Annotated in this window: 29 protein-coding genes and 1 pseudogene; 17 read left to right on the forward strand and 13 right to left on the reverse strand. The window is 66.3% G+C overall.

Features of this window, described 5'->3' with window-relative positions; translation table 11 throughout:
* A pseudogene (locus ACFXHE_RS41845) lies at positions 1 to 345 on the forward strand (transposase); the annotation flags it as partial.
* A 446-nt stretch (positions 346 to 791) separates the two neighbouring features.
* Positions 792 to 1775: a tyrosine-type recombinase/integrase gene (locus ACFXHE_RS41850; RefSeq protein ID WP_379390924.1), complete on the forward strand. Its 984-nt coding sequence runs from the start codon at positions 792 to 794 to the stop codon at positions 1773 to 1775.
* A gap of 838 nt (positions 1776 to 2613) precedes the next feature.
* Here the strand turns inward: ACFXHE_RS41850 and ACFXHE_RS41855 are convergent.
* Positions 2614 to 3015, reverse strand: a complete 402-nt coding sequence (locus ACFXHE_RS41855; protein ID WP_379390926.1) for a hypothetical protein — start codon at positions 3013 to 3015, stop codon at positions 2614 to 2616.
* Between the two features lie 558 nt (positions 3016 to 3573).
* Here ACFXHE_RS41855 and ACFXHE_RS41860 point away from each other — a divergent pair.
* Positions 3574 to 5037, forward strand: a complete 1464-nt coding sequence (locus ACFXHE_RS41860) for a hypothetical protein (RefSeq protein WP_379390928.1) — start codon at positions 3574 to 3576, stop codon at positions 5035 to 5037.
* Positions 5038 to 5169: 132 nt separating this feature from the next.
* Here ACFXHE_RS41860 and ACFXHE_RS41865 read toward each other — a convergent pair whose 3' ends face one another.
* On the reverse strand, positions 5170 to 5829 hold the full coding sequence (locus ACFXHE_RS41865; protein WP_379390930.1) for an SDR family NAD(P)-dependent oxidoreductase: 660 nt from the start codon (positions 5827 to 5829) through the stop codon (positions 5170 to 5172).
* 91 nt (positions 5830 to 5920) lie between these two features.
* On the opposite strand from ACFXHE_RS41865, the gene ACFXHE_RS41870 reads away from it, so the two are divergent.
* A complete protein-coding gene (locus ACFXHE_RS41870) occupies positions 5921 to 6301 on the forward strand; it encodes a MerR family transcriptional regulator (RefSeq protein WP_379390932.1) in 381 nt (126 codons plus the stop codon).
* Between the two features lie 10 nt (positions 6302 to 6311).
* Here ACFXHE_RS41870 and ACFXHE_RS41875 read toward each other — a convergent pair whose 3' ends face one another.
* The 4 genes from ACFXHE_RS41875 to ACFXHE_RS41890 form a co-directional block, all read right to left on the reverse strand.
* Positions 6312 to 6560: a hypothetical protein gene (locus ACFXHE_RS41875; protein WP_379390934.1), complete on the reverse strand. Its 249-nt coding sequence runs from the start codon at positions 6558 to 6560 to the stop codon at positions 6312 to 6314.
* 387 nt (positions 6561 to 6947) lie between these two features.
* The gene (locus ACFXHE_RS41880; protein ID WP_379390936.1) at positions 6948 to 7313 is read right to left on the reverse strand and encodes a hypothetical protein; all 366 of its coding nucleotides are present in this window, start codon (positions 7311 to 7313) and stop codon (positions 6948 to 6950) included.
* Entirely contained in the window at positions 7306 to 7611 is a 306-nt protein-coding gene (locus ACFXHE_RS41885; RefSeq protein ID WP_379390938.1) for a hypothetical protein, read from the reverse strand. Before ACFXHE_RS41885 ends, ACFXHE_RS41880 begins: the two co-directional genes overlap by 8 nt.
* 615 nt (positions 7612 to 8226) lie before the next feature.
* Positions 8227 to 9018, reverse strand: coding sequence for an MFS transporter (locus ACFXHE_RS41890; protein WP_379390940.1), 792 nt, complete (start codon positions 9016 to 9018; stop codon positions 8227 to 8229).
* A gap of 515 nt (positions 9019 to 9533) precedes the next feature.
* Here ACFXHE_RS41890 and ACFXHE_RS41895 point away from each other — a divergent pair.
* Positions 9534 to 9752, forward strand: coding sequence for a hypothetical protein (locus ACFXHE_RS41895; RefSeq protein ID WP_379390942.1), 219 nt, complete (start codon positions 9534 to 9536; stop codon positions 9750 to 9752).
* Positions 9753 to 10013: 261 nt separating this feature from the next.
* Here ACFXHE_RS41895 and ACFXHE_RS41900 read toward each other — a convergent pair whose 3' ends face one another.
* Positions 10014 to 10880, reverse strand: coding sequence for an aldo/keto reductase family oxidoreductase (locus tag ACFXHE_RS41900; protein ID WP_379391002.1), 867 nt, complete (start codon positions 10878 to 10880; stop codon positions 10014 to 10016).
* A 136-nt stretch (positions 10881 to 11016) separates the two neighbouring features.
* Between ACFXHE_RS41900 and ACFXHE_RS41905 the strand changes: the two genes are divergently transcribed.
* Complete coding sequence (locus ACFXHE_RS41905; protein ID WP_379390944.1) at positions 11017 to 11418, forward strand: winged helix-turn-helix transcriptional regulator; 402 nt, start codon at positions 11017 to 11019, stop codon at positions 11416 to 11418.
* A 515-nt stretch (positions 11419 to 11933) separates the two neighbouring features.
* Here the strand turns inward: ACFXHE_RS41905 and ACFXHE_RS41910 are convergent.
* Positions 11934 to 12254: an EthD family reductase gene (locus ACFXHE_RS41910; protein WP_379390946.1), complete on the reverse strand. Its 321-nt coding sequence runs from the start codon at positions 12252 to 12254 to the stop codon at positions 11934 to 11936.
* A 90-nt stretch (positions 12255 to 12344) separates the two neighbouring features.
* On the opposite strand from ACFXHE_RS41910, the gene ACFXHE_RS41915 reads away from it, so the two are divergent.
* Complete coding sequence (locus tag ACFXHE_RS41915) at positions 12345 to 13364, forward strand: cupin domain-containing protein (RefSeq protein ID WP_379390948.1); 1020 nt, start codon at positions 12345 to 12347, stop codon at positions 13362 to 13364.
* 77 nt (positions 13365 to 13441) lie between these two features.
* On the opposite strand, the gene ACFXHE_RS41920 is transcribed toward ACFXHE_RS41915, so the two are convergent.
* Positions 13442 to 13663, reverse strand: a complete 222-nt coding sequence (locus ACFXHE_RS41920) for a hypothetical protein (RefSeq protein WP_379390950.1) — start codon at positions 13661 to 13663, stop codon at positions 13442 to 13444.
* An 825-nt stretch (positions 13664 to 14488) separates the two neighbouring features.
* Between ACFXHE_RS41920 and ACFXHE_RS41925 the strand changes: the two genes are divergently transcribed.
* From ACFXHE_RS41925 to ACFXHE_RS41945, 5 genes are all read left to right on the forward strand, one after another.
* Positions 14489 to 14935, forward strand: coding sequence for an RICIN domain-containing protein (locus ACFXHE_RS41925; protein WP_379390952.1), 447 nt, complete (start codon positions 14489 to 14491; stop codon positions 14933 to 14935).
* Positions 14936 to 15127: 192 nt separating this feature from the next.
* A complete protein-coding gene (locus tag ACFXHE_RS41930; RefSeq protein WP_379390954.1) occupies positions 15128 to 15559 on the forward strand; it encodes a pyridoxamine 5'-phosphate oxidase family protein in 432 nt (143 codons plus the stop codon).
* Between the two features lie 211 nt (positions 15560 to 15770).
* Entirely contained in the window at positions 15771 to 15944 is a 174-nt protein-coding gene (locus tag ACFXHE_RS41935) for a hypothetical protein (RefSeq protein WP_379390956.1), read from the forward strand.
* Positions 15945 to 16149: 205 nt separating this feature from the next.
* Positions 16150 to 16341, forward strand: coding sequence for a hypothetical protein (locus tag ACFXHE_RS41940; RefSeq protein WP_379390958.1), 192 nt, complete (start codon positions 16150 to 16152; stop codon positions 16339 to 16341).
* A 32-nt stretch (positions 16342 to 16373) separates the two neighbouring features.
* Positions 16374 to 16733: a hypothetical protein gene (locus ACFXHE_RS41945; protein WP_379390960.1), complete on the forward strand. Its 360-nt coding sequence runs from the start codon at positions 16374 to 16376 to the stop codon at positions 16731 to 16733.
* A gap of 283 nt (positions 16734 to 17016) precedes the next feature.
* Here ACFXHE_RS41945 and ACFXHE_RS41950 read toward each other — a convergent pair whose 3' ends face one another.
* A complete protein-coding gene (locus tag ACFXHE_RS41950; protein WP_379390962.1) occupies positions 17017 to 17271 on the reverse strand; it encodes a hypothetical protein in 255 nt (84 codons plus the stop codon).
* 3 nt (positions 17272 to 17274) lie between these two features.
* Complete coding sequence (locus ACFXHE_RS41955; RefSeq protein ID WP_379390964.1) at positions 17275 to 17604, reverse strand: DUF6247 family protein; 330 nt, start codon at positions 17602 to 17604, stop codon at positions 17275 to 17277.
* 47 nt (positions 17605 to 17651) lie between these two features.
* Here ACFXHE_RS41955 and ACFXHE_RS41960 point away from each other — a divergent pair, with 47 nt between their 5' ends.
* Together ACFXHE_RS41960 and ACFXHE_RS41965 are read left to right on the forward strand one after the other, a co-directional pair.
* Positions 17652 to 17786 (forward strand): hypothetical protein, encoded by a 135-nt coding sequence (locus tag ACFXHE_RS41960; protein ID WP_379390966.1) that lies wholly within the window; start codon positions 17652 to 17654, stop codon positions 17784 to 17786.
* Positions 17787 to 17903: 117 nt separating this feature from the next.
* Positions 17904 to 18641: an Imm52 family immunity protein gene (locus tag ACFXHE_RS41965; protein WP_379390968.1), complete on the forward strand. Its 738-nt coding sequence runs from the start codon at positions 17904 to 17906 to the stop codon at positions 18639 to 18641.
* Positions 18642 to 18672: 31 nt separating this feature from the next.
* Here ACFXHE_RS41965 and ACFXHE_RS41970 read toward each other — a convergent pair whose 3' ends face one another.
* Complete coding sequence (locus tag ACFXHE_RS41970; protein WP_379390970.1) at positions 18673 to 19119, reverse strand: DUF3592 domain-containing protein; 447 nt, start codon at positions 19117 to 19119, stop codon at positions 18673 to 18675.
* Between the two features lie 648 nt (positions 19120 to 19767).
* On the opposite strand from ACFXHE_RS41970, the gene ACFXHE_RS41975 reads away from it, so the two are divergent.
* Entirely contained in the window at positions 19768 to 20406 is a 639-nt protein-coding gene (locus ACFXHE_RS41975) for a hypothetical protein (protein WP_379390972.1), read from the forward strand.
* A gap of 563 nt (positions 20407 to 20969) precedes the next feature.
* On the opposite strand, the gene ACFXHE_RS41980 is transcribed toward ACFXHE_RS41975, so the two are convergent.
* Complete coding sequence (locus ACFXHE_RS41980) at positions 20970 to 21548, reverse strand: TetR/AcrR family transcriptional regulator (RefSeq protein ID WP_379390974.1); 579 nt, start codon at positions 21546 to 21548, stop codon at positions 20970 to 20972.
* Positions 21549 to 21621: 73 nt separating this feature from the next.
* Between ACFXHE_RS41980 and ACFXHE_RS41985 the strand changes: the two genes are divergently transcribed.
* Both ACFXHE_RS41985 and ACFXHE_RS41990 read left to right on the forward strand, forming a co-directional pair.
* Positions 21622 to 22191 (forward strand): dihydrofolate reductase family protein, encoded by a 570-nt coding sequence (locus ACFXHE_RS41985; protein WP_379390976.1) that lies wholly within the window; start codon positions 21622 to 21624, stop codon positions 22189 to 22191.
* Between the two features lie 1719 nt (positions 22192 to 23910).
* The gene (locus ACFXHE_RS41990) at positions 23911 to 24102 is read left to right on the forward strand and encodes a hypothetical protein (RefSeq protein WP_379390978.1); all 192 of its coding nucleotides are present in this window, start codon (positions 23911 to 23913) and stop codon (positions 24100 to 24102) included.
* The last annotated feature ends 251 nt before the right edge of the window (positions 24103 to 24353 follow it).

A 24353-nucleotide genomic window follows, 5' to 3' on the forward strand; every position in this document is an offset into this window, starting at 1 on the left:
GACAGTCCACAGTTCACCGCGGTGCTCGATAGCATTTCGGTGCCGAGACTCGGTGGTGGGCGGGCGCGGGCGCGACCAGATCGGGTGTTGGCCGATAAGGCGTATTCCAGTCGCGCCAACCGGGAATGGTTGCGTCGACACGGGATCAAAGCAACGATCCCGGTCCCGGCCGACCAGGCCGCGCATCGGCGCCGTCGTGGCAGTGCCGGCGGGCGGCCACCGGCGTTCGACCCGGTGGTCTACCGGGACCGCAACGCCGTCGAGCGGGGCATCAACCAGCTCAAACAGCATCGGGCAGTGGCTACCCGGTTCGACAAACTCGCTATCCGCTACCAGGCCACGATCCACCACAGCAGTGATCGCAGGCAAAGCCATACTGGCGTACAGGCATTGGAGCAGGACTCGCCGTGGCGAACGGGGCAGGCCCAGCGCGAGGATCCGCGGCAGGCTGCGCCAGCGCGAACGCATCGCCAACGCCTGTGACCGGATCCTCGCCGGTGTCCCCGACCCCTACGACGGCCACCTGCTCGAGAACGCACCGATGACGATCTACCGAGGAATGCACGACCCGGCCTGGCGTATCGGCGGAACCAGGCTCGCGGCACAGCCGGTCCTGATGCTCGAAAGGACGGCAGCAGTCTAATTTTTACAGCAGCCTGATTGTCACTGCTGTAAACGTCTGACAGTGGGCCCGGTTTGTGTCGGTACGCCCTGCCATCCTGGTCTCACCACCCAGCAGCGAGGAGAGGGGGCCGGTCACCGTGACAAGCAGTGGTGCCATTGCCCGAGTCGTGCTGTGCGAGCGCGGACCGGACGCCAATAATGAAGCTCTGAAGCGGTTTTCACAGGACCTGGCACGTGGCTACATCGGCGACCGCTTGTTGTCGGAAGGTACGCGTGCCACCTACTACCGCCACGTTCGCGGGTTCCTGAACTGGCTGAGCGACAACGCATTCGAGATAGAGACCGGTTGCATCACCCATCCAGAGGCTTTCGCCGATGACGACGGTCGACGCCGGGCCGTTCGACAGTACCGTGACGCGGAGCTGGTCGAGCACGGGCTCGCGGAGTCGACCGTGAGCGGGATGCTCCGGGCGCTGGACCTGTTCTATAGCTGGCTGGGCTTCACCACGCGACTGAGCGTGCCGCGGCCCAAGCCTGGCAAGCGTCCGCTGGAGATCCTCGACCGACAGCAGTACAGCGCGGTGCTGCGCAGCGCTGCCAGCCGTAGTGAACGCGATATCGCTTTGGCGGCACTGATTCTCGATGTCGGACCGACCGTCAATCAACTGGTTGCGCTTGGTCCGGCCGATCTGCGCTTGGACCCGATACACAACACCGGGCAGCTCTGCTGCCGACGTTCCGACGGCGAGCCCGTTTGGCGGCCGCTGCGGCCGGGAACGGTTACGGTGCAGCGGCGCTGGCTGCAGCGGCGTAGCCAGCTGCTCGGAGGCCGACAGGTATCGGCGCTGTTCCTGAACCTCAACGACCAACCCACCGCGCTCACCAGCCGTGGCCTGCATTTCGTCGTCCAAGAGATCGGCGCCCAGGAAGGCCTGGTCATCTCACCCCGCACCCTGCGCAACACCGCACGCGAGCGGATACCCGACACCGAGCTGGACTCCGAGACACTGGCCGACCTAGCGGGCCCGCAACCGACCACTCCACCGCCAGCACCCGAACCGGCAGAACAGGTCCGGCGGCGCCACTGGCGCAACCCGGCGATTGCTCCCCCGCCGCAGCCGGAGCTGGACCTCGGTCCCGACACTCGGTAGCCCAGCCCGGGCGGCGCGGATGCGGCCACCGACCGGTCTGCCTCTCCCCCACGACACGGATCGACCGAGATCCTCGGCGTCGCCGCGGAACAATGAACGGTACCGAACGGTCGCATCATCGTGATGCTCCGGGATCCGTACCCCCGGCGGTATTCACGCTGGATCAGGGCGCTTCGCGGGGTGCATGACGTCGTGCCACCACGATTCGAGCCGACTCGGATCCGGCCAGCGCACCACCGGCACATCGTCATCGGAACCGCTGGTGATGGTGGGTGTGGTCGTATGCGGCTTTCCCGGCCGGCGAGCGGGCTTGTCACCGCGTGGTTGGCGTGGGGTTGCTGTCATGGCGCACCTCCGAATCTCTGGCCCGACGCCCGGTCTCACCGGGCGGGCTGGATTCGCAACTCGCGGCGGCGGTGTACGCCGAGGTCGACCGCGCGAGGAATGCCACGAAGGCCCAGGGGCAATGCCGAGGGGTCTGCGCCGCCACGGAGGGGCCGACGTGCGCCAGAGTAGGCGTTCAAGGTCAACGGCAGGCTACGTCCGAGCCGATTCCCGGGGTCTACACCCCGAGATCGAACCCACCGGGCGCAGCCTGGCGGCACCCGGTGTGGACCACGTACCGATGGGACGGGTCGCGCCCCAGCGTCGCGGTAGTGCACGTGGGGCGCGACCCTGGTGTCGGCTCAGCGGGTCGGGGGTTGTTGCGCTGAGCCGGCACGCAGCGCATACCAACAGCTCGGCCTTCTCAACCGGTCGGTGCCCGATCGTGGCCTATTGATGATGAGGCCGTTACGGCCCGTGTGGTCCGGTCGATGGAGGCGCGGGCCGCGTTTTGTCAGCTGGCCGAGCCTGTGGGCAATCCGGGGCCGACCTTCGTGATGTCGACGGTGATGGTTTTGGTCGATGCGCCCTGGGTTGCGGTGAAGGTGTAGGTGCCCGTGGTGGTGGGCGTCCAGTTGTATGTCAGCCAGATGCTGCCGTTGTCGGTCCTCGCGACCAGGCGGCCGTTGAGGGTCAGTGATGCGGGGGTGTGCTGGTCCTCACCTACCAACCAGGCGCCGACCAGGCAATCTTTCCCCGTGGTGGTGCAGGGGACGAGGTTGCCTAGCTCGGGGGCGCCAACCTGGGTCTCGGCGGTGAAATCGCCGATTGCCGCCGATGCCGGGGGCGCAAGGAGTGCGGGGAAGAACAGTGCACCTGCGGCGATCGCGGTCAGGGGTGCCAGTCGGTTGATCAAGGTTTCCTCCCCGAGCGGGGCCCGGATTTCGCCGGACCCCATATGAAATGCAGTTGTTTCATATTGTGGTGGGGTGGAAGGGGTGTCAAGGCAAAGGAACTGGGGGGGTGCTCGAACCGTGCTCGACATAGGTTCTTTGCCCGAGGTGCAGACACCGCGACCCAAGCCGAGGTGCTCGGAAAACGATCCGCGTTCAGGCCTCCCGTCCTGCACTCCGCCGGCAGTGATTCGAACCAGTGTCCCGATGACATGGCGTTCCGACCTTCTGTCCCATTCCGCGCAGGATCCGGACACACGATCCAGCGATGGCTGCAGGACTACGAGTCCAGGATCACTGCGTCGATCGGGAGTGGCCGAACCTACTACGTGTTGGGATTGTCGTGAAAAGTCGCGCTCGGGCAGCGTTTTTCCTGGTCAGGGGCTGTCGGTGGCCGACGGGGTTTGCCCAGCACGCAGCTGTTAACGTCGGTCAGAGATAGCTGCTATTGCTGCAACACGGAAGGCTCGTTATTGCTGAAACGCGGAAGGCGTCGCATCACCGAGGGAGAAAGTGACGAGATGGGCGCGAGGTTCGCGTTGGCACAACAACCACACAGCGATACCGAACCCTTCGCGGTCGGCAGGCTCGCGATCCGGGTCGAGGCCTTGGCCGCCCTGCTCGGGGCGGCGGTGTCGTGTCTGCTGCTGATGGCCCCGCTCAACCTCGCCGGAACCTCCGAAGCCCCGGTATTGAAGATGGACCTGCTGGTAATGGACTTGCCGCAGGCCGCCGCGGCGGGGGCGGCATTCGCGATGGTGTCCGCGGCGCTGGTGGTCGCGCTCGGGCGGCGCACCGCGTGGATCGCCGCATGCGGGAGCGCGGTCGTGCTGCTGGCCGACCAGCTCTGGAATCGGGACGCAGTCACGACGGAGCACCTCACCACCGCGAACTACATCGACTGCATTTTCAGCGGCATCCTGCTCGGCGCGCTAGCGGTCGCGGTCTTCGGCAAGCCGATCGCGACCGGCGCGTACCTGATCGGGGCGCTGGGCGCGATCGAGGTCGGCGACCAGACCTCGCTGCCGTACTCAGGTGGCGGCGGCAATCCGATCATTCAATGGGCTTCGGTCGGAACACTGCCGGTGTGGCTGCTCGTGCTGACCGCCCTGCTGCTGGCCGCCGGAATCGTCCTGCAGCATTCCGAGCCTTCGACCGAGGACAGCACCGATCTGGCGATCGGCCCGATCCTGTCCGCGCTGTTACTGGTCACCGCGACCACACTGTCGACGGGATGGCTGGTGCGCCACGCAGGCACACCCGCGCAGATCGGGGTGATCGCGGCCATCACCATCGGCGCGGCCGTGGTCGCGGCCCTGCTGCTGCCGGGACGCGAGGGCACTCTCGTCCTGCTGGCGGTGGCCGTGGCCAATGCGGGCAGCGCGGTCATCGCGGTGCCCCGGCCGGATTGGACCGCGCCTCTCCCGGTCCTCGCCGTGGTGGCGGGACTGGCGGCCGGACGGCGGTGGCGTTCCCCGTGGATCGCACTGGCCGCGACCGGCGGACTGGCGGTCTTCGCGGCCCTCACCGCCGACGCGGCACACCGATATACGGTGATTCCGGTGCTCGGCGTGACCCTCACGGCAGTGATAGTCGGGTTCTGCTTCGGCGTGGCCGTGCCCAGGACCGCGGGCAGCGCCGTGGTGGCGATGGCGGTGATGATCGTGCCGGGCTTGGTGGTGGCGCTACGCGGCAGCGCTTTCGGCCGGGTCGCCTACTCGCCGCGCTGGTACCGGGATCCGCACGGGGCCGTCTCCGCGATGCCCGGCTGGATGGCCCTGGTGATCACTCTCGGCTGCGCGGCCGGGATTTACCGGCTGTGGCGGATCCGGTCCCCGCGCGACCTCGCCGCGCCCGAGCCCCCGCCGGCGCTGCTCGTGCAGATGCACGGCCCTTCCGACTGTGGCGGCGAGGACCCGACGATGTCCTGTGCTGTCGGCACGGCCGGTGGATCACCGGCGGGGAGAACGACTGGACCGGTGTAGGTGTTCGGAAAACGATGAGGGACTAGAGGGCCTGTGGATCATTCACTGCCCGTGGACGGGCTGCAGCTATATCGTCAGCCGGCGCAAGGCGAAGGCGTGTCAGTTGTCGGCTCCGCAAGAACGGCCCGCCGTTCAGACCGGAGTCGAGCCCGTGTGCACGACCTCCTGCTGCCACCCGTCCTTCGGCTGCTGATGCAACGTCCAGTAGTGCTCGGCGACGAGATCGGGGTCGGAGTCGGTGCCGGGCACCATGTGGCAGTCGACGATGACAGTGGCGACGTGGACGCCGCCCGGCCGGTACTCCTGGTCGAGCAGCGCGGTGAGCGCCCGGAGTCCGGCCTTGCCGAGGGACAGGCTGGCGTAGCGGGCGTCAGGGAGCGGCATGCCGCCGGTGAGGAGGATCGTGCCGCCGCCATGCCCGGCCATCGCCGGTGCGAGGTGGCCGGCGGCGTCCATCGCGCCGAGCACGTTCACCTCCCAGGCGCGCAGTTGCTGCTCGCGGCTCAGCTCGCCGGGCCGGTCGCGCTGGATGATCGCGGCGTTGTAGACCAGCACGTCCGGCACCCCGTGGGCGTCCACCGCCGCGTCGAGGGCGGCTCGCAGGGCCGAACCGTCGGTAGCGTCGGCGCGCAGGGCCACGGCCTTCCCGCCGTCCGTTTCGATCGCCGCCGCCAGATCCGCCACCCCCGCACCTCGGGCGATCAGCGCGACCGGCAGGCCCTCGCGTGTGAACCGGCGCGCCACCGCGGCCGCCAGACCCGGACCCGCACCGATGATGACCGCTCCTGACATGGGAATCTCCTTCCGTCGCCCCGTGTTGGACGCCACGACGTTAGGACCTGACATCCATGTCAGGATCAAGCCAGAGTGACGGAGGCCACACATGCAGATCGGGGAGCTGGCGGCCCGCACGGAGGTCCCGGACCGACTGCTGCGGTACTACGAACAACGGGGGCTGCTGTCGCCTCGGCGCACATCCGGCGGGCACCGCATGTTCGAGGACGCCGACGTGATTCGGGTCGGGATCATCCGCGCGCTGCTGGCCGCGGGCCTGAACACCGCGACCATCGCGATCGTGCTCCCGTGCACCGAGTACCGGGCCGGTCAGCTGCACGCGACCTGCCCGGAGATGGCCGGACACCTCGCGCGCGAACGGTCCCGCATGTCGGAGGCGATCAACCGACTGGAACGATCCCGGCAAGCCCTCGACAGCCTGCTGTCAATCTCTGAAGATCAGTCGGTGTCCGGGACGTTTGACCTCTGAGGGGTCCCTATTACAGGGACCTCTCATCTCCGAACAGCGGAAGCTGTTGCGCTGAGCTGGTGGGGCCGCCGATTCTGCGCAGGCAGCGAACGCAGGTGACCTCCGCGCGGGTCGGTTCCAGCGCGGTCGGGGACCATCCGGCGAAACCGATGTGGCACAACAGTTCCGGGACTTCCTCGCCCTCGACCCGCTGGCCGAGGCTGACCGCGTGCACGGTGCGGCCCATGAGGTCCGGGGAGCAGCCAGCCCAGGATGCCACGGCGGCGCGATTCGACCGCGGCGTGCCCCGCGCCGATGGTGCGGGGCATCGGCTGGACGAGCTGACCAATCCGATCAGATCCCTTGACGGGGGCGTGGCTGGTGGAGACGAACATCGGGCGGTTCTTCGCCGGTCCCGCCCGGTGTCGCGCCTTCGGTCACTTCGATCTCCATCGTTCTCGTGGTCAGGACCAAGTCGAAACCCGGCAGGCGGAGCGCCCAGCCGCTGTTCCTGAGATGGGCAGCGGCATTCGGGGAGGGAGCGAGGTCGACCACCGGCCGCATTGGTCCGCATGGCGGCTTATTGCCGCCATGCCGCAGGCACGACCGTACGTCTGTCCGGGACCACGGTCTTGATATGAAGCGGCTTGCGGCAAGGAGCGCGGTTTCAGGCTGCGTGGCCCGACCGATGCGACATCCGCGCCAGCGCTTCGTCTACTGCGCTGGTTGCGATCTCTCGGACCTGGTCCAGCGGCACCATTTCTGGCTCGTCGCTGTATGCGTTCTTCAGGTCCTTCTCGGCCAGCCAACGGAAGTAGGCGCTCTTGGACATGCCGAGCTCACGGGCGCGGATGTCGACGCGCTGATCCAGGTCCTTCGGCATCTTCACCGACCGCGCCACCATGCCGGTACCTGTGGTGGCCTCGGTGCCACTCTCCGGTGCCGAGGGCGCACTGCCGCGCTGTAGACGCGCAAGGATCTGCGCCATCTCCTCTGGAGCGACATCATTGGTGTGGGTGGTGTTATCAATCATTGCGGGCCTCCCACTGGGTGAATTCGGCTGTTTCGGCGGCGGTCAACGGGCGGACATCGACGATGTAGAAGTCCGGCGGGGCGATCCGGCCGGTGATCTGGACGGCTTGGCCCTCGTCGGTCCGGATCCACAGCTGATGCATCAGCCAGCCTGTGGCGGGGTCATAGGCTGGCTCGCCCCAAGCCCGACGCTGCCCGGCCAACCATCGTCGTATCAGTTGGGCGACTTGGTCCGGCGTGAGATCGATGCCGGCAGACGCCATCAACTGGGCCAACGCGTAATAGAGTTTGACGGGCACCCGGTCGAGACTACCCCTGGACAGTTCGAGACTACCACCGGGGCGCGGTATCCGACACGCCGAATACTGGCAGAATCGCCGTGCGTGGTCCCCTGCTCTTGGCCGCTCTGGCGCTGGGACGCGATGTCACCGACCAGCTCTATGCTTGAGACGATCGCCGGGTAGATCCGGGGATTCGGGAGAAATTCCGCAGAGAACACCCGCCGCCTCGTCGGACGGAGTCTCTGGTGGGGCCGCAGGGCAGTGCTTGATGGAACCGCACCGATGATCGGCCTCTATCGGGCCGTCCGGCTTGAGCGTGAAGACGAGGCTGATCCGTGGGGGGGCTTGTTGGGCGTGGCCGTGGCCCCTCACTGCGGAGGAGACCGGGGACCTGCACCGCGCGGTGGATCCGCGCCGTGTGTCGATGCACCCTGATGATCGTTGCTCTCTGCTCGGTTTCGCCTAGACACACGGTCATCGACGCCCTCAGAGGTCGCCACCCGGCGGCGACGGCTGTCTTCACCGTCAAGACCTCGGAACGGTTGGTGGTGGAGACCCGCGCGTATCCGACGAGCGCGCCCCCGCCCCCGATCGGATCGAGGGCATCACCGTCGAGGACGAGTGCGGGCGACGTTATCCGGGCCGAAGTGCTCCACCACGCACCAGGCGACTTCGGCGGATCCGCGGTTCCGACAGGGCTACCGCCAGTCCGGCCCACACCACACAGAAGGCGAAGAACCACAACGCACCTCGCCCGGCAGCCAGCCGCAACACCGGGAACCGCGCGTACAGCCCCGGCAATCCGCGCAGCAGCCCCAGGTAGCTGGTGCCGGCGTTCCCGGTTTCGGCGGGCAGCACCGCGCGCGCCGCGACCGCCACCACCGCGCAGGCCGCCGCCAGCAGAAGCAGCATGCCGCGCCACCCGATGGCATCGGCCAGCCACCCGCCCACGATGCGCCCCAATAGAATTCCCGCCGAGATCCCCGCCGTGACCACGCCCAGCACGGTCGCCCGCCGCGCCGGTTCCGCGAATCGTCCTGCCACCGAACTCAATTGGGCCCCGACCGAGGAGCCGGCCCCGATCACGCCGATGGCGAGGCCGAGCAGCCACGGTGACCCCACCGCCGCCGCCCCGGCCAGCGCCACCCCCAGCGCGCAGAACTGCGCCGCCACCACCGTCCGCGGCGCCACCCGGTCCACCAGCGGCACCAGCAGCGCGAGCCCCACCATGTACCCCACGGGCCCGCACGCCAACGCTCCCCCGACCTCGGCGAGCGATGCCCCGAACGACCCGGCCACCGCCGCGATGGCCGGCTGCAGCGGATAGATACCGGCAGTCCCCAACGCCGCCGCGACGGCCATGAACCACACCACCGGCGTCCGCAGGCCCGTAACCCGTTCAACGGCAATCAGTTCCGTTTCCATACTCCCGACGCTACGAACACCCCACCCGTGCAGCTGGCGAGAATCAGACATCACCGTCAGGCCGGCAGCGGCATGACGGCGGTGTGTCAGCGCATTCCTTCTACTCCGCCGGACCCGTGCTGGTGTAAGTCGTTGCGGAGCAGCGGATTTCTCCCACGGCCGCCGCAGATCGGCGGCGAGGCTGCGAGCGAGGCACGGCTGGGTGTAGTCGGCGAGCAGCAGCCAGGTCCACCTGTCGCCCGCGTGCGGGTCGCGTGGTTTCGGGTTGGTCCCCCAGAGTGTTTGCCTGAGCATGCGGAAGGTGTGCTCGATAATCGGTGCTGGTCAAGCCATTGTCGGTGTTTTTCGCGCGATTACTACCGGAACCCCGACAGGCCGCCAGCGCTCCCGCTGTCGGTCCGCGTTCTTCCCACCAATCCCAGGAATCCTTCCCCAGCGCCCGCTGCGCATCGCGGGAAGGGCTTGCCGGCAGCACAGGAACGTGCGGGCGAGTCGCCGGCGCCCCCGTCAGACCATTGGTCGGCGCCGAGCTGGTCGGCGTCACGCTCGCCAGAACACTGTTCGGAGCGGGCGCCGACTTCCGGGTCGCATCGGTGAACGGCGAGCCAGGGGTGGTCGTGTCACTCGCGGGACCCGTTATGGCCGTGATCGCGTTGGAGTCCCATGACAACCACGTGGTCGCGATCCGCGCCATCGGCAATCCCGACAAGCTCGCACGCCTCAACGCTCGCTGAAACGAGACCTTCGTGCCCCACGCCGCAACCCAAGTCGATTCCCTGACAACCGCACTGAGCGCAGACGGAGACGATCACGCAACCTGGCCCACATCCGGTAATGCTGCATACCGCGCTAACCGAACCGGCCAGCGCCGGCACCAGCAGCCGGAACCCGGTGCGCCGCAGAACGTCCGCTACTACCGAATGGCGGATTCGGTTTTCGGAGTGCGCAACGTCGGTTCGCTTTGCCTGCCGTGCCGTCGGCTGCGGCGAAGGAGATCAGTGGCCGATCTCGTCCAGTTCGAAGAGTTCCTTATCGGAAAGCGACATCCCCGCGCCGGCCACGTTCTCACGCAGGTGCATCACCGATGAGGTTCCCGGAATCAGCAGGATATTCGGCGACCGCTGCAGTAGCCACGCCAGAGCGACCGATATCGGTGTCGTGTTCAGCCGGGCTGCCACACTCTCGAGTGCCGCGGACTGCAGTGGGCTGAAGCCACCGAGGGGGAAGAAGGGTACGTAGGCAACACCTTCCACGGCGAGCCGGTCGATCAGTTCGTCGTCGTGGCGGTAGGCGAGGTTGTACATGTTCTGCACGCACACGATCGGTGCGATCGTCTGTGCCTCGGCGACTTGTTCGTCTGTCGCGTTGCTGACTCCGAGGTGCCGGATCAGGCCGTGGCGCTGGAGTTCGACGAGGGTCTCGAACGGCTCGGCGAGCGAACCGGGTTGGGGCCCTTGGGCGTTGCCCAGCCGGAGGTTGACCAGGTCGAGCACCTCGACCCCCAGGGTTTCGAGGTTGTCGTGAACGGCGCGGCGCAGATCGTCGGGCTGTCGGGCCTGGGGCCAGCCGCCCTGCTCGTCGCGGGTCGCGCCGACCTTGGTCACGATGTGCAGCGATTCGGGATACGGGTGCAACGCTTCCCGGATCAGCTGGTTGGTGACGCGTGGCCCGTAGGCGTCGGCGGTGTCGATGTGGGTGATGCCCAGGTCCACCGCCTCGCGCAGCACCGCCAGTGCGCCGTCGTGGTCGGCCGGTGGGCCCATGACCCCGGGGCCCGCGAGTTGCATTGCGCCGTAGCCGAATCGGCTGACGGTCAGATCTCCCAGGGGCCAGGTGCCGCCGGGCAGCGCGGTGGACCGCATCCTCACAAGTTACTCCTTTCGTATCGAGCCGCAATGGTGCACAACTGCTCGTTGCTTCACTATGGATAGGTAACTTTCCAATGGGAAGTACGCACTTCGAAGTGCGTAAGGCACCCACGGGTCGGAGGAGCGGTCGATGGCAACGAGGACGACTGCCCAGAAAAGGGCGCAGTCCAAGGCGGAGTACAACGCGTTCTTGGCGGCGTGTCCGAGCCGCCAGCTGCTCGATCGGATTTCCAACAAATGGGTCACGCTGGTCCTGTGCGCGCTCGGCGGCGGCTCGATGCGCTACTCGGAGCTGGCCCGGCTGCTGACCGGCGTCAGCCAGAAAATGCTCACCCAGACACTGCGCGCCTTGGAGCGAGACGGTCTGATCACCCGCACCGTGACACCGACCGTGCCCGTCACGGTCTCCTACGAACTGACCGACCTCGGCCTCTCACTGCACCAGATGATGCGCGGTGTGAAGAACTGGGCCGAAACACACATGGACGACGTGCTCGACAACCGCGCCGCGCATGATACCCGCACTGCTTGACCAGCCCCGGACACCCCACCCTTCACCTCCGATGTGGGGCGCCTCGTGCTGAGCGGGTTTCGAATCCCGCCCGCCCCGCTCCCACCAACGCACTGACCTGCCGCATACCGCGCTGACAGAACCGGCCAACGCACGGCGCCGACGAAACGACTGAGCCCCCACCGGGACACCGGATGGGGGCTCAGCAGAGTCTCTACCAGCAGCGATACACGCACTGCCCTAATTTTTCGCAGAGGTTCAGACGTTGAAGCGGAATTCGACCCACTTGACATCGGACAGCAGCGGTGGACCAACGATCACTACGCCAAGGTTCGAACGAGTGAGGCGATCAATGAATATCACTGCTGCGCAACCATTTCCGACGTCCTGGCCCGTACCGAGGCCGCCGTCTCCTGGCCGCGTCAAGTTCCGAAGCGGAATAACCTCTGGTCGCGAGCGGAGTGGCCAGCGCCAGGTCGGAACGCCTTTCCTTCAATCAGGAACAAGCAGGCCACAATTGCCGTGATCGGCTGAGGCTAGGCGTCCTCGAGGACTTCTGCGAATGCGATCACTACGCCACCGGTGGCGTGCTCGACCGTAGCAGCGACAAGGGGACCCGCCTCTGCGGCCGCGGCGCTGGCTGCCGCGTAGTCGATGAAGTACAGGTCCAGCATTCGATACGCCGGGGTCGGGCTGCCGTCTTCCTTGGGCCAGACCTTCGACGTCTGCAGCCGAGTCAGGCCGGGGAGCTTGCGCGCCAGCGTGAGCTGCTCGGGATAAGCCGCCTCGAAGGCGTCCGGGTCGGTGGGGTTGGAATAGACAAAGCTGATCCTGGTGGGATTGCCTTGCTCCGTCATGGCTGACCTCTCGGTTGAATCTCCGGTTTGATACCAGCGAGCGCACCCGCTCACGGTTGTCGACAGTAATTAGAGGAATAGGTAGCGACCATGACCGCTCCGCCAGTAAATCTTGCCAATCGTCCAGCGGCGCACGCCGATTCGCTCGGATCGCCGCAGAAACGTGCCAGCCCGCCGGCGCTCGAGGACGCCGCGCTGAGCCTCGACGCAGATAGTCAATCGGACGACTTGCTTTCAGAGCTGCTCCGGAGCGTCCGCCTGAGCGGAGAACGGATCGCCGTGTACGCTCCGCCGCCGACTTTCTCGATCGGCTTCGCCGATTTCGGCAGCCTGCACATCATCGAAGAGGGCGAACTCGAACTTCGGGTCGACGGACACCCACACGTCGAGCACGTACGCCCCGGCGATGTCGTCCTGCTCCCCCGCGGCGACTCCCACCACCTCAGCAACGCAAGCAAGCACACGCAAGCGATCGCGCACGCCGGCGCCGCCGAGAACGCCACCCCCGAGCCGGCCCGTTGGCTCTGCGGAACATTCAACATCGGCGCCCCGCAGGCGAGCCACCTGTTCGGGAGCCTGCCGTCCGTGATCATCCTCGGCGGCGCCGGCGCCCCAGCGCCCGAAGGGCTCGAAGTCGCCCGCCGGATGCTCGTAATCGAGATGCAATCACCCTCGCAAGGATCAGCGGTCATGATCTCCCGCATCCTCGATCTGATGTTCATCCAGATCATGCGCACCTGGGCCGGCGGCACGGACACCGAACCGACCTGGCTGACCGGTGCATTCGACCCGGAGCTCGGCAGGTCCTTGAGTGCCATCCACCGAGACCCCGGCCACGATTGGACAGTCGAGGAACTGGCCCGAGTGTCCAACCTTTCCCGGTCGGCGTTCGCTGCGCGGTTCACCGCTCGCGTCGGAACGCCGCCGGCCACCTATCTCGCGCACGTACGCCTGGACGCCGCCACCGGCCTGCTCCGCGACACCTCCCTTTCGATCCCGTTCATCGCGGAGAGAGTCGGCTACTCATCGGAGGCAGCATTCAGCCGCGCGTTCAAAAACCGCTACGGCACGCCGCCGGCTCATTGGAGACGAGACGTACGAAGTCGCTGATGGCCCACGACTGGCCGCGAAACCACCAAGCTTCACGAATCGGAAATCGCAGCAGGTGATGTCCTCGTGGCCGGGAATCAGCGGGTGGCGTCAGGAACCCACATGAACCCGCTGATCCCGGTGTTGACGCAGATGACAGGTTCACCGGTGTTCACATCCCACGTCGGATGCATCAACTCGCTGTGTGGACACCAGGTGTTCACTACCGGCGTCGCCGTCGCGGACGCCGACCCGGCCAATCCGATGACCGCCGCCGCAATGACTCCGCCGATGACGGCTGTGCTCGCGAGTGCCTTCACTGTGTTCTCCCTTCGTCGTCTGACAAGATCCACTCTGCGAGGACGGCGTTAACGAAATCTTGGGGTTCACTTATCGACGGTTCGCACGATGCTCCAGTTGGACGCGGCAACCATTCGAAAACGATCGCCGATCGAACGCACTCGCCTATCGACCTGCTCAGCCCGGACCACCCAATTCACGAGGACAAACCCGGCACTTCGCTAAGGCTGTACGCATGACCGGCCGAACAGGTCACCGACACTGCCGCCCAGCTGAGGGCAACCCGTTCGAGACACCGCAAAGCAGAGGCGTGCCGCAGATCGCCTGTGCGCCACCCGAAGTCGGTACAGCTGACGCTGTGGATGCGAGGCAGGATGATCGGGCCTCAGTGTCACGAAGGTAGCGTTCGGTGAATGTCAGTCGCGCACTTCGGTGTTCAGTGTCGATGAGGCTCGGGCGTGCCTGCCGAACCCACTGCGCCCGCGCGACCGCGTCTTCCGGGGTTCGGGCCCTCCATCGGGAAAGACCAGTTGCCTGCGGTGAGGAGCGGTCCGTAGATGATCAACCAACTCCGCCGGACCCGGAGGTCGACAGCATTCGCGAACTGGTGATCCGCCACCCCCATCTCCATGTCGTACCCGTCATCACCGATCAATCGCACGGAGAAGCCATGACGCAGGGCCACGGCCCACTGACGCTGGACCCGAAGGGCGGAAGGCGTACCGCAGCAGAGCCTTTCGTCAATTCTCAGGCTCGGAGAAACTGCCGAGACGGCGCCGGGTGGCTGTGCTAGCCTCCATCCGGAGTTGCCGCCAGCGGGGCTGCAACTGGAGGGGGAAAAGAACGTGCTGAAAGGCATTCGTAGATCTGTCATTCTATTGCTGGCGGCTATTGCCGCATTGACTGTAGCGTCTACGGCGTCAGCTGACAGCCTGCAGATCCGTAGTGGAATGAATGGTTTCTGTCTTGATATTCAGGGGGCGAACCCTGATCCGGCGCCGGTCGTCTCGTACCCGTGTAACGGTCAGTCCAATCAAGCCTGGTATTGGGACGGCCAGCAGATCCGTAGTGGAATGAATGCTTTCTGTCTTGATATTCAGGGGGCGAACCCTGATCCGGCGCCGGTCGTCTCGTACCCGTGTAACGGTCAGCTCAATCAAGCCTGGTACAGGAATGGCGCGGAGATCCGTAGCTATCTGAATGACTTCTGCCTCGATATCCAGGGGGCGAACCCTGATCCGGCACCGGTCGTCACGTACCCGTGCAACGGTCAAGCCAATCAACGCTGGTAAATCTATTGCGGGCGAAATCCGGAAGGTGCCTGACCTTCTGGTAGATCGCTCCGAACGCACTATTCTGCCGCATACCGCGCTGACCGAACCGGCCAGCGCGAGGTGCCGGAAGATCAACAGGCAGAGCGTCTCACGGCCGCCGGCAGTGCGCGCTCATGCCGATGACACGGCGGCGGGTAGTGTCCAGGCATCATGCGCCGTCTGGAAGTCCCCGAGATCGGGGAGCTGCTGGGTCTGGATGTCGTCGCGCATCTGTCGACGATCGACTCGCAAGGGTATCCCCACGTCACCCCGATCTGGTTCTTGTGGGAGGACGGGCGTGTCTACCTGACCAGTTATCCAGGCCGTCCTCATCTGGGCAGGATCATGCGGAATCCCAAGGTGGGGTTGGTGATCGACGTCGAGGCCGAACTGCGAGCCGACGGCGAACGGCCGAACAAGCAGGTCCGGCTGGTCGGGGATGCGACCGTCTCGGTCGATCCGGACGAGACCTGGACTCGGCGTATCCGGGCCAAGTACATCGACGACACTGTCGCTCCGGGCGCGGTTGAACGTGCAGCGGCTCGAGGGAGAGTTGTGGTCGCAATAACCCCACGCAAGATCACTGCGGTTGCCAGCATTTGACGGGACGAACGCACTATTCTGCCGCATACCGCGCTGACCGAACCGGCCAGCGCGGGGCGCCGCCGGCCGGAACCTGGTGCGCCGCAGAACGTCCGCTATTCCCGAATTTGGTGAATCGGCCCCGTGCGCCGCTGCATTCGATCGCGAGCGACGCACGTGTCTGGATGATCGAATGCTGGATGTCGGAAGCCGTGTCCGCTGGTCTCAGTAGGTGAGAACGGCGCGGAAGCGCACCGCGCCGCTGGATACCGAGTTGGCGCGGGCCTACGTGCGGTACATGGCTGCGGGCGTGGCCGCGGCCTACACCGGCCCGAGCACGCTTTCCGCGCTGATCTCCGCCCCACCGCCACCGCCGACAACGATCGTGTGGGGCGAGACCCTCTGACCTACCGGCATTCGGTCCGGACGGACCCGACGCCGAGGCTTCCGGCGGTTGCCGGTCGGTTTGCGCGGATGACCGGATCACGGTGCGGCCGCTACGATCCGGGTCGATGATCCGCGACCGGCGGGCTTCGACGATACGAGGGGCGGGGTTTTGAGCTTTTGGACGTGGCTGGGATGGAGGGAGCCGCCCGGGCGAGCTTGCTCGGGTGCGGCGCAGGCACGGTGTGGATCCGGGCGTGGCGTTCGATCTGCTGTGGCAGCAGCGCGAGAAGGAACGCGCCGGCGGGTCGATCCGGTACATCAGCGACCTGCCCGCCGAACCACGCCTGGCCTACGAGCAGCTGATCGACCAGTTCAGCAAGCAACTGCCCCGGCGGCGACCGCGGCGACGCCGATGAGAGCCACACGCGTTGTCGTTCTTGTCATTTCGGTGCTGTTCGGGATCGTGGGCTGCTCACTGTCGGGCTCGTCGGTTCACTTTACCCAGCCCTCCAAATACGACGCCGCCACGCTCTGTAGCCGCTACGAGTCCTTCCTCCATGGGCTGGGAATGGTCGACGCGCGCACGGACGGCCCCGGTGGCGATACCGAGCCTGGTGGGATCGTCGGCTGGTCGACCATTTGTGGCAGCTTCCACGACGGCAAGGACCGGATCGGCATGCTCCAGGCGGTCAACGATCGGATCGACGACGGGCCGCTGGATGTGGACACCGACTACCGACCTGTCGCTGGTTTCGAGGACAAGGCCCGTGTGGCCGTTCCCGAATTGGGCCGAGGTCCGTGTTTATGACGGGACATGGACCCTGGAAATGAGTTTCGTGAAGCAGAGCCCCGAGCAAGAACTCCTCGGTACCGGCGATGTCCACGCGGTAGCCGCATTCCTGGTCCAGGTCGCACACGACCTGAAGGGCTGAATCAGTCTGCGCGGCAACCATGTCGGCAGCGCGGGCCCTTCTGCTTGCTAGCCCCGCTCGGCCGGGATGACTACGAGGGCAGCCACCGCGTGCGGGGGAAGCCGTATCTACAGGCGCGTGGAGATCAGCGAGCGGCTGCCGGAACTGGTGGCGTGAGCCTCACCCGATCCACATCACCATCAGGATGTGTACCTCGGGCGGCTCGTCGAGCACCAGATACACCACCTGCCCTGCCTTGCCCGGACCGAACAGCCACACCCTCACAGCACCGTCGGGGTTCTTCGCGTTCTGCGGCTGGCCGTTCCACGGCGCGACCTGCAGCACCGACAGCACCTGGGTGTAATCGTCGAGCGCCTCGCTGGGCAACCCCGCGACCTGGTCGAACGTGTCCGCGTGGGGGATGATCTTGTACACGCCTCAGCTGGCCTGCCGCCGCCGAATCATCGCCAGCATGTCCTCGATAGAGCCGGTGGCGTAGGAGTCGCCACCGGCCTGCTGGATCCGAGCGGCCTTGTCCTGCAGCCGAGCCCACACACCCGGGTCGCGGCGCTCGGCCACGATGTAGTGCTGCCACTTGGCCAGGAGGTTGCGGATCTCTTCCAGGTCGAACGACACCTTCACACGGTCGAGCACGAGCTGCCATTCCTGCTCGAACTCCGCCAGCTCCGCGGGCGGCAACGCGGCGCGGATCGCCGCGGGATCAGCCGCAGGTATGTGCGGGCGCGGGGAAGAAGCGGGTGCGGCCATACCGATCACTGTAGCCGCCGGCTCGCCCCCCGGTGAGCGTCCTCACCTTGCGGCCAGACAACTTCGCTCTGGGCACCCTCGCCTTCGACTTCTGGAGTTGGCCGCCCCTCACCGAGGACTTCATCACCGAATTCTCCGCCCGAATCGGGCACCGAATCGAACACCACACCGGCAAGTTCTGAACCGAGGCTTCTCACAACCCCGTACGGATCGAAACCCGAAATACGCAGGGCCAGAAGCAGAAGAGACCGGCTGTCGGCCCCGCGTCTTATGGTGGCGGCGAACCAAGGACTGAGGGAGTGCGTGTCGTGCTGTATGTCGTAGTTAACGGATTCTGGGGTCTACGCGGGGAATCCGTGCCGGGCATCGCCGAACGCTGGTACGCCACGCTGCGCGCACTCGCGGACATCGACGGCTCGATGTTCGAGCGATGGCACGAGGCCGGCGCCGACCTCCCGACCGATCCCGTGGTGGAGCCCTCGGTGCCCGCACTGGCGGAGTACATCGAGCGCACGAACACCGGTCCCGAGCTCGACGTCATCGGATACACGACGTCGCTGTGGACGCAGAACCCCGGTACAGCGCACGTGTCCTTGGCGATTCACGCGGGCAGTACCTCGCGCTACGCGGTGAACTCCGTTGCACTCGCCTTCCGCTCGCGCGAGATCGACGAAACCGCGCAGGTGATCCGGCGCGCTCCGCAGATCCTGCGCCTGCTCGCGGAAAACTGGGAGATCGACGCCGGACAGGTCTACGACAGGCACCAGTACTGGGCGGTGGCCGAACGGTTCGACCTGGCCAACAGCGACCCGCGCTGCGGCCGTGCGGTTTTCCTCTCCGCCAGCCGTGCCGCCCTCGCACCCGAGGGGCTGCCCGCAACCTACGTCCGCACCGCGCACGATGGACTGGTCATCGACCTCACCCGTGGTGGTGCGGACGCCCCGGCCATCGAGACGATACTCGAGGTGAACACACGACTGCGGGCTGCCGGGGCTCTGGACAAACTCCCGATCCCGTTCGACCGGGCCACGTTCTGACACCTGCGTGCCGCTGAGCGAGCGTGCCCCCTCAGAGCCAGCCCCGCTCCGCCGCGAACCCCGCCAGCGACCCCACCGCGAACATCCCGAGCACGAGCGCGAACACCGCGGGCATCACCACCGGCCCCCACGCCCCGGGCCCGGCCACCGTGGCGTTCGCCGCCGGGTCCGCCGGGTCGTAACTGACCCGGACCGGCGCCCCGACCGCCACGCCGAACGGGCCCGGGGCATGGTCGGTGAACTCGATGCCGCGGCCGTCACGGGTGTGGAACGCGAAGACGTACTCGGCGGCGTAGCTGCGCTCCATGTCCGGCCGCTCGACTATCCGGCGCTCCACGCACCGCCCCTCGGCGCGTTCGCCGTGTCGCACCAGCCGCAGCACCCGGAACAGGCGCAGCGCCGAACGGATCGCGAACGCGCCGAGGAACAGGCTGAACAGCAGCAGGAACGTCGACACACCGCCGGGCAGGAACTGCATGGAGCGCTCCCAATCCTCTACTCGGCCATGATCGAGTCAACGAACCCGATCCGGGCGTGCGTTACAGGCGCTGTCAGCACCCCACTGCTGTGGCGGGCCGAGTTCGAGCAACTGGCCGCGCTCGGTGACCGGGCCGGCGCACCCGGCTCTCGCGCCACCGCCCGCCGGTCCCGCAGTGTCAGCAAGTCCGACTCCAATTCGCTCATACCCCAACCACTTTCGACACGATCCGAGCCTAGCCGCGCCCACTCGGCAATCGGTAATGCTCCTACACACGACACCACCCGACCCCCATCCTCGATTCGCGTACCGTGCCCGAGCATTCGTGTTCGGAAAACCATCGTCTGACGAACCCGAACACGACCGACCAGCCGCGCGCGTTGTGACTCGCGCCGATAGATGGCGGTCTTTCGCGTTGTCAGGTGGCGCCGATGACGAGGGTGATGCGGGCGGTTTCGACGACGCCATGGGAACGATTTCTGGGCTACGCGCGTGCCCGATGCGCAGACGCGGGACGGCCGAACCCGGATGTTCACCGATGCGGGAGGGTGACGGTATGGGTGGCAGGTGGCGGGTCGTGCCGGGAGGCACACGGAATCCGCACATTTCTCACGCGGATTCTGCACATCGTCCGGATAGGTTTCCAGGATGCCGTCTGAAAAGCGCAGTTCGGTTCTGGGGCTGGGAGTGGCCGCCGCGCCGGTCGTGGTTTCGATTGTCGTGACACTGCACGCCGAGTTCTTCTTGTACTGGATCTGGGTGCTGTACCTGCCGTTGTTCGCCTTCGGTTATCTGATCCTGGCCATCGTGTTCGTGGTGTTGCTGCGGCGTGTTACTCGCAGTGGTTCCCAGGGGCTGGCGGTGGCCACCGCGGCACTGGCGGTCGTGGGTGTCAGCGGGTCGCTGTTCCTGTTCGTCGATACCAAGGCCAGCGGGTGGGCGCGGTTCTGGCTCGAGTATCCTGCGTTCGCCGCGGCGGCCACGGTGGAGGTGCCCAAACACGGCGAAGGTGATCTCTACGGTGTCGAGCTACCGAGTCATTTGTGCGTCGTGGCGCCGAACTGCCGGATCGCGAACCTCGGTTACAGCAATGGAGCACCGGTCCGGTACGCCGCCGACTACGTCGACGTCTTCGAGGACACCTACGGTTACGGGCACTTCGTCGGCACGCCGGAGCCGAGGCCGTACAACGGATTCGGAATTCCCTTGTGCCCCACCATGGAGTTGGCGGGCGGATGGTGGTGGCTCGAACGTTGCGACGGCCCGGAGTACGAGCGAGCCCGGTGAACTCGACGATCAGCCTGCTGGTCAGGAACTAAGGTCTGATCGGGAAGCTTCTGCCACATGCTATTCGGCACTACCTGCCGTTCGCCTGATCTGGAAAGGCGAGCGCGACGGCATGGGCAGCTGGTAGCAGCGTCCGCGAACGAACATTCACGAGACAGCTTCGGCGGCAAAGCGTTTCCACTGGTCGGGTCTGTAACGGTTGCCGTGTGCGCGGCAACGTCAACCCTTCGGGGGTTAGCGATACACCGCCGCCGACTGGGACCAATCCCCATATCCGTTGTTTTTTCGGCGAGAACTACCGGGACCCCCATCCGCCACATCGCGATGCCGGCGATACCACTGGTCTTGCCGATCGCGATCCTCAAAGCCGCAGTCAGCCGCGAGACCGCGCACCTGCGCCGGATGAAATCCCAGCGGGAGCGGCTGCTGGCCCTGCTGACCACGACGGTGTTCACCTTGCGCGCCAAAGCAATCGACGACGTCCTGGAACTGTTCGACCTGCTGATGGTCACCGACTTGATGGCCATGGCCGAAGAATCCGCCCCAAGGCGCCGGAGGGCTGATCAGTCCTTGCCGACGGCGCGATCGACGGCGATCTCGACGAGTTTGCGGCTCTGCTCCTCGCTGAAAATGCCTGGCAGCGTGAGCCGTTCGAGAATGAGCCAGTTCAGCGCCAAGTACAGCAGCAGCACCGTGTCCTCGTCGCCGGGCAGGCCGGAGTCGAGGTGAGTGCGGATATTGAAGTCGATATCGGCGCGCACCCGCTGGGTGAGCAGGGTCTGCAATTCCGGCCGGCGGGCGGCCTCCAGCCGCAGTTCCAGCTGGGCCAGATAGCCGGTGCGGAAGGTGGCGACCCGCTCGACAACCTCGGTCATGAGTTCGGTGATCTTGGCGCGGGTGCGCTCGCCGACGGTCACCTGGGCCATGGTCTCCTCGCTGGGGATCAGCCGCTCGTAGTAGCGGTTGCCCACCTGCACCAGGAGGTCGTCGCGATTGGCGAAATAGTTGGAGGCCGTGCCCGCGGGAACAGCGGCCTCCTTGTCCACCGCGCGGAAGGTGAGGCCGCGCGCGCCGTCGCGGGCCAGGACTTCGATCGCGCCGTCCAGTAGGGCGTTCCGGCGTTCGGGATTCGTGCGAACCACTTGACACCACTCCGTTCGTAGTACTACGGTGAAACCACTTCAAACAGAGTACAACAGCAAGGGTGGGTCACCAATGCGAAAGCTCAGCTACTTCGCCGGAATGTCCCTCGACGGCTACATCGCCGGCCCGGGCCATGAGATCGACTTCATGCCCGTCAGCCCGGAATTCGGGGCCTGGCTCGCGAGTGAATATCCGGAGACGCTGCCGACCGCGGCGTGGCCGCAGTTCGGCATTGCCGCTGGCACGCCGAACCGGCACTACGACACCATCGTCATGGGCCGCGGCACCTATGAGCCCGGCCTGCTGGCCGGGCTGCTCAACCCGTACGAGCATCTGACGACCTACGTCGTCTCGAGCACGCTCGGCCGGGTCGAGGCGCCGGTCCACCTGGTCGAGAGCGATCCGCTCGAGCTGGTGCGGCGGCTCAAGAAGGAGGACGGCCTCGATATCTGGCTGGGTGGCGGCAAACTCGCCGGGCAGCTCATCGACGAGATCGACGAGCTGGTCATCAAGAGCTATCCGGTGATCGCGGGCGGCGGCACGCAGGCGCTGACCGGGAACTTCAAACCGGCCGATTTCACGCTCCAGCGGCGGCAGGATTTCGAGAACGGCACCCAGGTCAGCTGGTTCACCCGCGCCTGATCACCGCAGGCGGAACCCCAGGAGACCGCGCGCCAGCACGACGCCCTGGATCCGATCTGCGTGAAGGTCTTCGAGGAGAAGCGCTCCGGGAATCGCACGCCTCAACGCTCGCTGAAACGAGACCTTCGTGCCCCACGCCGCAACCCAAGTCGATTCCCTGATCGACAGCTTCGGCGCCAAAGTTGTTGCCGCCTACCATGATTGGGACACCTGGGCGCACGAAACCGCAGCGCTTGAGCAATCATTTCAGCCTGCCGCTCGGCGGCTTGGTGCTATCGAACCGCGCTCGCCGCACGGGTGCCGACCGGTTGGACCCGGATCTGCGGCCCGACCACCACCAGGGTGTTCGCGTTGTGGAGCGTTAGGTGTGGTGTCTCGTATTCAGCAGTCTCCCAGCCCCCGATCAGCCGCGTCCCGCTACGCACTTACCGGCTCACCGACACCGGAATCGCCTTCCCTGCCTGCCCGTCGGCCGGGGCCGAACAACTCACCCTCGAGATCGACGCAGTGGAACAACCTCGTGAGACACCACACCTAGAATATCGGGGGGGATGCACCGGGGGGGTGCGCCGGCGGTGGGGGATTCACCGGCGGTGGGGGATGCAATGGCGGTGCGGAGGTGGTGGTTGTCGGAGGCGGCGTATGCGTCGCCTCCGGACCGTCGAAGGAGCGGACCAGGATGCCAGCACGACCCCGGGAGTCCGGGCTGATATCCGCGCAGGTGCCAAGGTTGTCCCCGCACAGTTCGCCGGAGAAACTGCTGGGTACTTGTGGGAGTTCGACGGTCGGCGTATCCGCCGACGCACCGAACGCGATCACTGTCGCGGCTGCAAGGGACCCGAGCATGACGGTGGTAGTCCGGAGAATCTTCGGCGGATGCACTGACCGACTGCGGTGACCGCCACCGTGTTCGTGTTGTCCAGCCGTCCGGGTGACATGGCGGGCAGTCAGCTCGTGCCGATGTATCAGCTCATGCTGGTGTGCGGGGTGGTCCTGCGACCAGGAGTCACGGTCGCGAGATGTCGTCATTGTGTTCTCTGCGGCGATTTCGGGACATAGCCCAGCACAGGCAGTGGCCGAGCGCCTGGTGGCCGAGCGCTCTGGTGCTGTCAACCGTTGCCGGCGGGGTATGACCGGCGCAATCATGAGCAGCTCCTGATGCGTGAACCGACGCAACTCGCGCGGTATCGACCTGTTGATTGTCTCCCGGCACGATGCCCCGGAAACAGGGCAATTCGGCTCCTCCGTACAGGGCAGAGAAGGCGTTGATCGGGCCTGCGCGCCTACGATATTTCGTGGTCGCCTCCCCTCCGGCGGTCATCTGTGGAATGCATATCCACCCGCCCGGTTCTTTTCCCGGAGGCCGGGCGGGGCCACAGACAGGTCTGCCCGGATCGATGAACGCCATGCTTGCCGGCACCGTTCGGGATGCGTACCGGCGACCGGTGTTTCACAATCTTTGCTTACCGGCGTCTTCTCCGGCACCGGTGGCAGCCCGGCTCGTGTGGTGCAGGCCAGGGCTCGGCCGCCACGCGGAACTGCTGCACCCCTTGTCACCGGCGGCGACACGCATACCCTCCGACCGGTGACCGACCGCTGATCGTGTGCGATGAGCCACATACTTGATGGCTCGAGAAGTGTTGGGGCACAGACTATTCGGGGGTCTGCGATATCGGCCGCAGTGTGGCGGGGGACCCTTCCGCGCGGTGGGAGCAGCTCATGTCGATGACCCTGTTGGTGACAATCGCGATCCTCGCACCCGTGGCGGCGGTGGTCGCCGCCTACGCGACGGTCGCGGTGACCTACTGGTGGGAAACCCGGCGCCGGACAACACGTCTGAGCGCGCCCACGTCGGTGAACGACATCCGGATCGAGGACGTGCCGGCGCGGCGGCGGATCCACTGGCCCTGACGCTCGGATCCGCTGGCCCCTGGCCCCTGGCCCTTCACCGATCGACGTCTGTGTCCTGGTCGCCGCCCACCCGGGCGGGAGGGGGCGGCTTCGGCGTCGATGTCCGTCGGGATCGACGCCGGGTGCCCTGGTCGACACGCCTGGCCGTGACATCGCCTGGCCGGTGGCGCCGCTTAGGCTTGTCAAGCGGTATCCCGTGTGGGTTTGTTCCTGTGTTGTCGAGTTGCCTATCGTCGTGAACCGGAAGGCTC

Source organism: Nocardia sp. NPDC059229, assembly GCF_042754165.1.
Lineage (GTDB): Bacteria > Actinomycetota > Actinomycetes > Mycobacteriales > Mycobacteriaceae > Nocardia.

Excerpts from the sequence above, each read along its gene's own strand:
- ACFXHE_RS41975 (WP_379390972.1), top strand. The coding sequence starts at position 19,768 with ATGCCGTCTGAAAAGCGCAGTTCGGTTCTGGGGCTGGGAGTGGCCGCC.
- ACFXHE_RS41990 (WP_379390978.1), top strand. The coding sequence starts at position 23,911 with ATGTCGATGACCCTGTTGGTGACAATCGCGATCCTCGCACCCGTGGCG.
- ACFXHE_RS41905 (WP_379390944.1), top strand. The coding sequence starts at position 11,017 with ATGGCAACGAGGACGACTGCCCAGAAAAGGGCGCAGTCCAAGGCGGAG.
- ACFXHE_RS41880 (WP_379390936.1), bottom strand. The coding sequence starts at position 7,313 with ATGATTGATAACACCACCCACACCAATGATGTCGCTCCAGAGGAGATG.
- ACFXHE_RS41955 (WP_379390964.1), bottom strand. The coding sequence starts at position 17,604 with ATGGCCGCACCCGCTTCTTCCCCGCGCCCGCACATACCTGCGGCTGAT.
- ACFXHE_RS41900 (WP_379391002.1), bottom strand. The coding sequence starts at position 10,880 with ATGCGGTCCACCGCGCTGCCCGGCGGCACCTGGCCCCTGGGAGATCTG.
- ACFXHE_RS41865 (WP_379390930.1), bottom strand. The coding sequence starts at position 5,829 with ATGTCAGGAGCGGTCATCATCGGTGCGGGTCCGGGTCTGGCGGCCGCG.
- ACFXHE_RS41860 (WP_379390928.1), top strand. The coding sequence starts at position 3,574 with ATGGGCGCGAGGTTCGCGTTGGCACAACAACCACACAGCGATACCGAA.
- ACFXHE_RS41890 (WP_379390940.1), bottom strand. The coding sequence starts at position 9,018 with ATGGAAACGGAACTGATTGCCGTTGAACGGGTTACGGGCCTGCGGACG.
- ACFXHE_RS41910 (WP_379390946.1), bottom strand. The coding sequence starts at position 12,254 with ATGACGGAGCAAGGCAATCCCACCAGGATCAGCTTTGTCTATTCCAAC.
- ACFXHE_RS41915 (WP_379390948.1), top strand. The coding sequence starts at position 12,345 with ATGACCGCTCCGCCAGTAAATCTTGCCAATCGTCCAGCGGCGCACGCC.
- ACFXHE_RS41985 (WP_379390976.1), top strand. The coding sequence starts at position 21,622 with ATGCGAAAGCTCAGCTACTTCGCCGGAATGTCCCTCGACGGCTACATC.
- ACFXHE_RS41870 (WP_379390932.1), top strand. The coding sequence starts at position 5,921 with ATGCAGATCGGGGAGCTGGCGGCCCGCACGGAGGTCCCGGACCGACTG.
- ACFXHE_RS41970 (WP_379390970.1), bottom strand. The coding sequence starts at position 19,119 with ATGCAGTTCCTGCCCGGCGGTGTGTCGACGTTCCTGCTGCTGTTCAGC.
- ACFXHE_RS41930 (WP_379390954.1), top strand. The coding sequence starts at position 15,128 with ATGCGCCGTCTGGAAGTCCCCGAGATCGGGGAGCTGCTGGGTCTGGAT.